This window comes from Mesorhizobium sp. M7A.F.Ca.US.005.03.2.1, from assembly GCF_003997795.1.
Classification (GTDB): domain Bacteria; phylum Pseudomonadota; class Alphaproteobacteria; order Rhizobiales; family Rhizobiaceae; genus Mesorhizobium; species Mesorhizobium ciceri.
Window position 1 is genome coordinate 1 of sequence record NZ_RZRP01000357.1, and the last position, 6,199, is coordinate 6,199.

Here is a 6,199-nt window from a genome sequence, read left to right on the forward strand (position 1 = left end):
GCTATCCTGAGGCGACAGGCCCTTGCCCGTTCGCCCTCGCCGCAACGCAACAATCGGCGGCGCGGGCGAACGGGCAAGGGCCTGTCGCCTCAGGATAGCCGAACGCTCCGCGTTCGTGAGGTCGCGACCGGCTCGCATGCCTGTGCCACTGGCGTCAGAATTACGAGACAATCAGCCCAGATCAGTTGGCACCATCGGCTTCGGCGCGCACAAAATGTTCTTCGATCTCAAGCCTATGGGCATCCGCCAGCGGATCTTCGGCGCCCGACCTCAAGAGCGCGCTCCCGTTGGGAGAGGACACCAAAAACAGCAGTCTACCGTCAGCAGCAACTGTCCAACTGACGACCGATCCTCCCTCGCTCGGAATCAGCATCGATGGCAAAGCAACTGCTCCTGCCGTATCAATTCCAGCCCTGCGCAAAAGAAGGTCGAGGGCTGCTGGTGCCCCGTATTCATCAGCCAGTTCGATGACTGTCGCTATTGAATCAGCGCCGACATGCGACAGCTTCAGACCGACACGTGGAGCACCTTCGCCAAGTAACTCATCAACGCTATCGACCGGTCCGAGGTCGAGTTGCAGTTCTGTACCATCAGCAGCCAGGTACTGGTATGCAGCCGCATGCGTTGGCGTGACTACGCACAAACGCACCCTGCCGGCGTTGGTTACGACCGGAAATGTCATCTGCTTCTCGCCATCTATGTCCAACATCCGTCCTTTGCCGAGCCCGAGCTTAACCTCGGGCTGCGGCAAAGCTGCACAGGCGAGCCCGATGCCCACTTCAAGTCGGCTCGTCATCACTGCTTTCAGATGGAACACCGAACGATGGCGCAATCGAGGTTCGCGCCTGGAGTTGGCCATCACAATGTCAAGAGTGGCCTCCTGGCATTCGGCATCGTCGACAATCTCCAGTTCAGGCCAGGAGGCTATCCAACCCACTGCGCGGGCAAGCATCGGGACGCTGTCTTCCTCCTTGTAAAAAAGATCGTCGAGTCCATCAAGGAAATCAGCGCGGCCACCTTCGAATCCAGTCTGTTCCTCCGCTTCCTTGGGATGTTCCCGGACCCAAGCAACCATCTGTTTCAAAATAGCTAAATGGTTTTCTGCTCGCATTCCAGCCAAAGCCAAATGCACATCCGAGGTGACTTTATCGAGGTGATCACGGTAATTGTGAATAAATTGGCTATGGCCGCCATTAGCCACTTCCATCCCGTATAGGTAAGCGTGAAAAAACTGCCTCGCTGACGGCGGTATTTCGTGATCTTTGTAGAGGCCCTGATCAAACATTGCGGTCACGAAATCCATGACTGCAGTCACGAGGTCAGCAACGTAGTTTTCCTTAGCGGCGCGCTCGACTGCTGAAAACGGGACAACAATTGAAGTCACGCGCGGACTGGCCGTCGGTTGCTCCGGCTGGTGCGCCGAAATCGTTGTCGACTGCTGCAGCCTTTTCTTTCGCGAAAAAATTCCGAACATTCCAAAGCCTTCTTACCCGGAGGAAAGCAATACCGGTAGATCAGAGTCTGTCAGCAGAATATCACTTGGAAAAGTGGATAAAAAGGCGCTTGAAATTCATTTTCACTGCGTCTTACCAATATTTTGAAGAACACTTCAACCGATAGTTTGAAGAACACTCCAAAAACTGACCTCGAGGCTTCGTCGCGAACTCAGCAAAGAGCAGCCAAACCAAAATTATCGGTTCTGTGCCTGTCGGCAGACCGCTGCCTCGCCCGTCCTTGGTGAGACAGCGCCATCATGGACCATTTGGCGATGCTGACGCACTCAACAAGGAGTCCCCTACATGCAGAAACCACCTGCCCCCCAAGCGCATCTCGTCACTGCCGGTCTCGCTTTCGGCGAGTCGCCGCGCTGGCATGACGGACGGCTGTGGCTTTGCAACTGGGGCACCGGCGAGATTATCGCCGTCGATGCCGACGGCAACCGCGAGGTCATGCTCACCGTACCGGCTGTCCTGCCCTACTCCATTGACTGGCTGCCGGATGGCCGCCTGCTCGTCATCTCCGGCCGCGAAGGGCTGCTGCTACGACAGGAGGCCGACGGGAGCCTCGTCACTCGCGCCGATTTGCGTGACCTGTCGAAAAGCCCTTGGAACGAGATCGTCGTCGACGGGCGCGGCAACACCTATGTCAATGGCGGCGGACCGGCGCCGGCTTCTGGCGAGCATTTCAGCCCCGGCACCATCGTGTTGATCACGCCGGACGGCGCGGTCCGGCAGGTGGCGGAAAATATCGCCTTTGCCAACGGCATGGCAGTGAGCCCGGACAACAAGACGCTGATTGTCGCGGAATCCCATGCCAATCGGCTGACCGCCTTCGACATTGCCGCCGACGGCAGCCTTGCCAACCGAAGGGTCTGGGCCGACCTCGACGGCTATCCCGACGGCATCTGCCTCGATGCCGAAGGGGCGGCCTGGTATGCGGATGTTCCCAACAAGCGTTGCGTGCGGGTGCGTGAAGGCGGCGAGGTGCTGCAGACAGTGACCGTCGATCGCGGCTGCTTTGCCTGCATGCTGGGCGGCACCGACAGGAAAACGCTGTTCATTCTCGCCGCCGAATGGCGCGGCTTCGAGCATATGGTCAGCGACGCCCGCACCGGCCAGGTGTTCAGCGTCGAAGCGCCGGCACCTGGCATCGGCTGGCCGTAACAGCCTTGCTACAGCCCGGGAACCCTCTGATAGTTGGCGATGTCGGCGCGAACGCCGAGCCGGGCGATCGTCTCCTGCGGGTTGAAGGCGATGCGCTCGTGCGCGGCCTTGACGATCGGCACGACATTGTCGACGGCCGCCTGGCTTTCCCATTCGACGATGGTGACGAGGTTGAATTCGCCCGGCCCGGAGAATTGCTCGAGCAGGAAATCCTGCACGAAGCCATGCTGCAGGCGCAGCAATTCATGCGTTGTCCTGACCTTGGCGAGTATCTCCTCGCGGGCGCCGGCCGGGACGACGAATTTGTCCACCCTGAACACGCTGCCGCCGTTAACAGTCTGATTTATCTTGCTCATTTCGATTGCTCCGTTCCTGGATCATGGTGTTTTTTGGGCTCCAGGAACGGCCTACAATCTCAACTTAAGTTGAGATCAAGTGCAAAAATCAGATCACACGCCGAACCTTCAATTCACCTCCGACGTGCGCCGGCGGACGATGACACCAAGTTCGTCGCCTTCGCGAGCCAAGCGCAGCCGCTCTTCGGCCTCGGTCGCCTCGCGCTGGCGGTCCCACATCGAGGCGTAGAGGCCATGCTTGCGCATCAGCTCGGCATGGGTGCCGCGCTCGGCGATCTGGCCGTCCTGCAGCACGATGATCTCATCGGCCGTGATCACCGTCGACAGGCGGTGAGCGATGACGATGGTGGTGCGGCCACGGCTGACCAGATCGAGCGCGGCCTGGATCTCCTGTTCGGTGTGGCTGTCGAGCGCCGAGGTCGCTTCGTCGAGCATCAGGATCGGCGGCGCCTTCAAAATGGTGCGGGCGATTGCCACGCGCTGCTTCTCGCCGCCCGAAAGTTTTAGCCCGCGTTCGCCGACCATCGACTTGTAGCCGTCAGGCAATCGCTCGATGAACGGGCCGATCTGAGCGAGTTCGGCCGCCTTGCGCATATCCTCCTCGCTGGCACCGATGCGGCCATAGCGGATGTTGTAGGCGATGGTGTCGTTGAACAGCACGGTGTCCTGCGGCACCATGCCGATCGCCCCGCGCAGGCTCTCCTGCGTCACGTCCCTGATATCCTGGCCATCGATCAGCACCTGGCCGCCCTGCACGTCGTAGAAGCGGAACAGAAGCCGCGAGATGGTCGACTTGCCGGCACCCGAAGGCCCGACAATGGCGACGGTCTTGCCGGCCGGCACCTCGAAGCTGATGCCCTTCAGGATCTTCCGGTTCGGGTCATAGGAGAAGTGCACGTCGCGGAACTCGACCTTGCCGGCGCTGACCGCGATTGGCCTGGCATCCGGCTTGTCGACGATCTCCTGCGGCACATCCAGCAGATCGAACATCTGCTCGATATCGGTGAGCCCCTGGCGGATTTCGCGGTAGATGAAGCCGATGAAATTGAGCGGCACCGACAGCTGCATCAGCATGGCGTTGATGAAGACGAAGTCACCGACCGTCTGCGTGCCGGCCTGCACTTCGAGCGCCGACATGCACATGACGATGACGGTGCCCAGGCCGAAGATGATGCCCTGCCCGAAATTCAACCAGCCAAGCGAGGTCCAGATGCGCGTCGCGGCGACCTCGTAGCGTGCTATGGAGCGGTCGAAGCGCTCGGCTTCCATGCCCTCATTGTTGAAATATTTCACCGTCTCGTAGTTGAGCAGCGAGTCGATTGCCTTGGTGTTGGCGTCGGTATCGCTGTCGTTCATGTCGCGGCGGATCGAGATGCGCCAGTCGCTGGCGCGGACCGTGAACCAGACATAGACCCAGACGGTGACCGCGACGACGACCACATATTTCCAGCCATAGGTGTAGGCGAAGATGCCCGTGGTCAGCGCGAATTCGAGGATGGTCGGCGCCGTGTTGAGCATGATGAAGCGCACGATCGTCTCGATGCCCTTGGTGCCGCGCTCGATGATGCGCGACAGGCCGCCGGTGCGGCGCTCGAGATGGAAGCGCAGCGACAGTTGGTGCATGTGAACGAAAGTACGGAAGGCGAGCTGGCGCACGGCATATTGGCCGACGCGGGCAAACAGCGCGTCGCGCAACTGATTGAAGCCAAGCTGCACCAGGCGCACGACATTGTAGGCGACGACCAGCATGACGGGCGCCAGCAGGAAGCTCGGCAGCGGCGGCGCCGATTTGGCGTCGCCGGCCAGCGCGTCGGTCGCCCATTTGAAGAAATAGGGACCGGCGACCAGCGTCAGCTTGGCGACGACCAGCAACAGCGTCGCCCATGTGACCCGGGCTCTCAGATCGGCGCGATCCGCCGGCCACATGTAAGGCCACAAATTGAGCAGCGTCTTGAAAGTCGAGGAGTCGGAGACGGTTTTTTCGGCCATTTCTTGTGCCTTCTTCTTATTTCAGCGGCCGGAGCAGCAGGAATTGACGAGAGCGGCCACCGATGCGGAGACATCGGCGAGCGCGGCATGGTCGATCGCATAGCGCGAGCGCTGGCGATCGGGCTCGAAGCGAACCAGCCCGGCTTCGACCAGTATTTTCAGATGTTGTGACACGGTGGACTGCGCCAGATCTAAGCGGTCGACGACCTCGCGGCAGCAGCAGGAACTGCTCGTCGATAGGTGTTTCAGGATTTCGATCCGCGCCGGATGGGAAAGCGCTGCAAGTCGGGCGGCGACCGCACGGCTGTCCGGACCGCCGCATGATGCGTTTGTTTCCATCAGGGATTCTGCCATCGTTCATCGGCGATAGACGATGAACTGGCACGGGGCAAGCTAACCCTATGGGCAGAGCGCCGGAACCGCCAATCTCCCCCTCGTGGGAGAGATGTCCGGCAGGACAGAGAGGGGCGCGAAGGATCGCGACTTTCCACGATCAAAGCATTACGAGCAGCCGTAAGGTAGCTCGACCGGATTTGGCCGACAGGCTGGCGAGACAGCGCCCTCCTCTGCCCTGCCGGGCATCTCCCACAAGGGGGAGATTGCGCTCAACCGTCGGCGCTCAAACCCTACTCCGTCTTGGCGGGCGCTGTCGTTGCCTGCTCGCCCATGGCCTTGAGGTCGGCGGCTTCGCCTTCCTTCGACTTTTCCGGGACCTTGAACACCTGGCCCGGCCAGATGCGGTCGGGATCACTGATCTGGTCCTGGTTGGCGAGGTAGATGGTCGAGAAGCGTACGCCGTGGCCATAGACGCGCCGCGAGATCCGCCACAGCGTGTCGTTGCGGCGGATGATGACGGCGCCGTCGGCATGTTCAAGCTTGGGCGCCACGGTCTCGGGCACATCGCTTGGCGGCGTCGCCTCCGCCACAACGGCCGGAGCCTCGGCGGCGGGAGCAGGCGTCGTGGCCGGGGCCGTTTCGGCCGCGGCCGGCGCCTCGGCGGCGGCAGGTGCGGCCGGCTTGGGCTGAACGGGCTTCGGCGCCGAGGGTGCCACGGCGGCGATCGCTTCGCCGGGCTCACGCTCGAACGGTACGGCCGCGCGGGCCACAACTGTCACACCGTCGGCATCGAGGCCGTCGACATGGATTGTGTAGCTGCCGACCGGAATGTCGCGCGTCGCCTCGACCAGGAAA

6 protein-coding genes are annotated in these 6,199 nt (G+C 61.3%); 1 reads left to right on the forward strand and 5 read right to left on the reverse strand.

Annotation, left to right across the window (positions count from 1 at the left end; all coding sequences use genetic code 11):
- Positions 1 to 181: 181 nt before the first annotated feature.
- A complete protein-coding gene (locus tag EN991_RS19780; protein ID WP_013532544.1) occupies positions 182 to 1,474 on the reverse strand; it encodes a DUF4375 domain-containing protein in 1,293 nt (430 codons plus the stop codon).
- 325 nt (positions 1,475 to 1,799) lie between these two features.
- Between EN991_RS19780 and EN991_RS19785 the strand changes: the two genes are divergently transcribed.
- Positions 1,800 to 2,663 (forward strand): SMP-30/gluconolactonase/LRE family protein, encoded by an 864-nt coding sequence (locus EN991_RS19785; RefSeq protein ID WP_013532545.1) that lies wholly within the window; start codon positions 1,800 to 1,802, stop codon positions 2,661 to 2,663.
- A gap of 8 nt (positions 2,664 to 2,671) precedes the next feature.
- On the opposite strand, the gene EN991_RS19790 is transcribed toward EN991_RS19785, so the two are convergent.
- From EN991_RS19790 to EN991_RS19805, 4 genes are all read right to left on the reverse strand, one after another.
- Complete coding sequence (locus EN991_RS19790) at positions 2,672 to 3,019, reverse strand: antibiotic biosynthesis monooxygenase (RefSeq protein WP_013532546.1); 348 nt, start codon at positions 3,017 to 3,019, stop codon at positions 2,672 to 2,674.
- 108 nt (positions 3,020 to 3,127) lie between these two features.
- Positions 3,128 to 5,008 (reverse strand): ABC transporter ATP-binding protein/permease, encoded by a 1,881-nt coding sequence (locus EN991_RS19795; protein WP_127369359.1) that lies wholly within the window; start codon positions 5,006 to 5,008, stop codon positions 3,128 to 3,130.
- A gap of 21 nt (positions 5,009 to 5,029) precedes the next feature.
- A complete protein-coding gene (locus EN991_RS19800; RefSeq protein ID WP_013532548.1) occupies positions 5,030 to 5,362 on the reverse strand; it encodes a metalloregulator ArsR/SmtB family transcription factor in 333 nt (110 codons plus the stop codon).
- Positions 5,363 to 5,634: 272 nt separating this feature from the next.
- The coding region (locus EN991_RS19805; RefSeq protein WP_164769214.1) for a LysM peptidoglycan-binding domain-containing protein at positions 5,635 to 6,199 on the reverse strand (565 nt) is incomplete at its 5' end.

Bases quoted from the DNA above. Each gene is read 5' to 3' on its own strand.
- EN991_RS19790 (WP_013532546.1), bottom strand. From the start codon at position 3,019: ATGAGCAAGATAAATCAGACTGTTAACGGCGGCAGCGTGTTCAGGGTG.
- EN991_RS19780 (WP_013532544.1), bottom strand. From the start codon at position 1,474: ATGTTCGGAATTTTTTCGCGAAAGAAAAGGCTGCAGCAGTCGACAACG.
- EN991_RS19795 (WP_127369359.1), bottom strand. From the start codon at position 5,008: ATGGCCGAAAAAACCGTCTCCGACTCCTCGACTTTCAAGACGCTGCTC.
- EN991_RS19785 (WP_013532545.1), top strand. From the start codon at position 1,800: ATGCAGAAACCACCTGCCCCCCAAGCGCATCTCGTCACTGCCGGTCTC.
- EN991_RS19800 (WP_013532548.1), bottom strand. From the start codon at position 5,362: ATGGCAGAATCCCTGATGGAAACAAACGCATCATGCGGCGGTCCGGAC.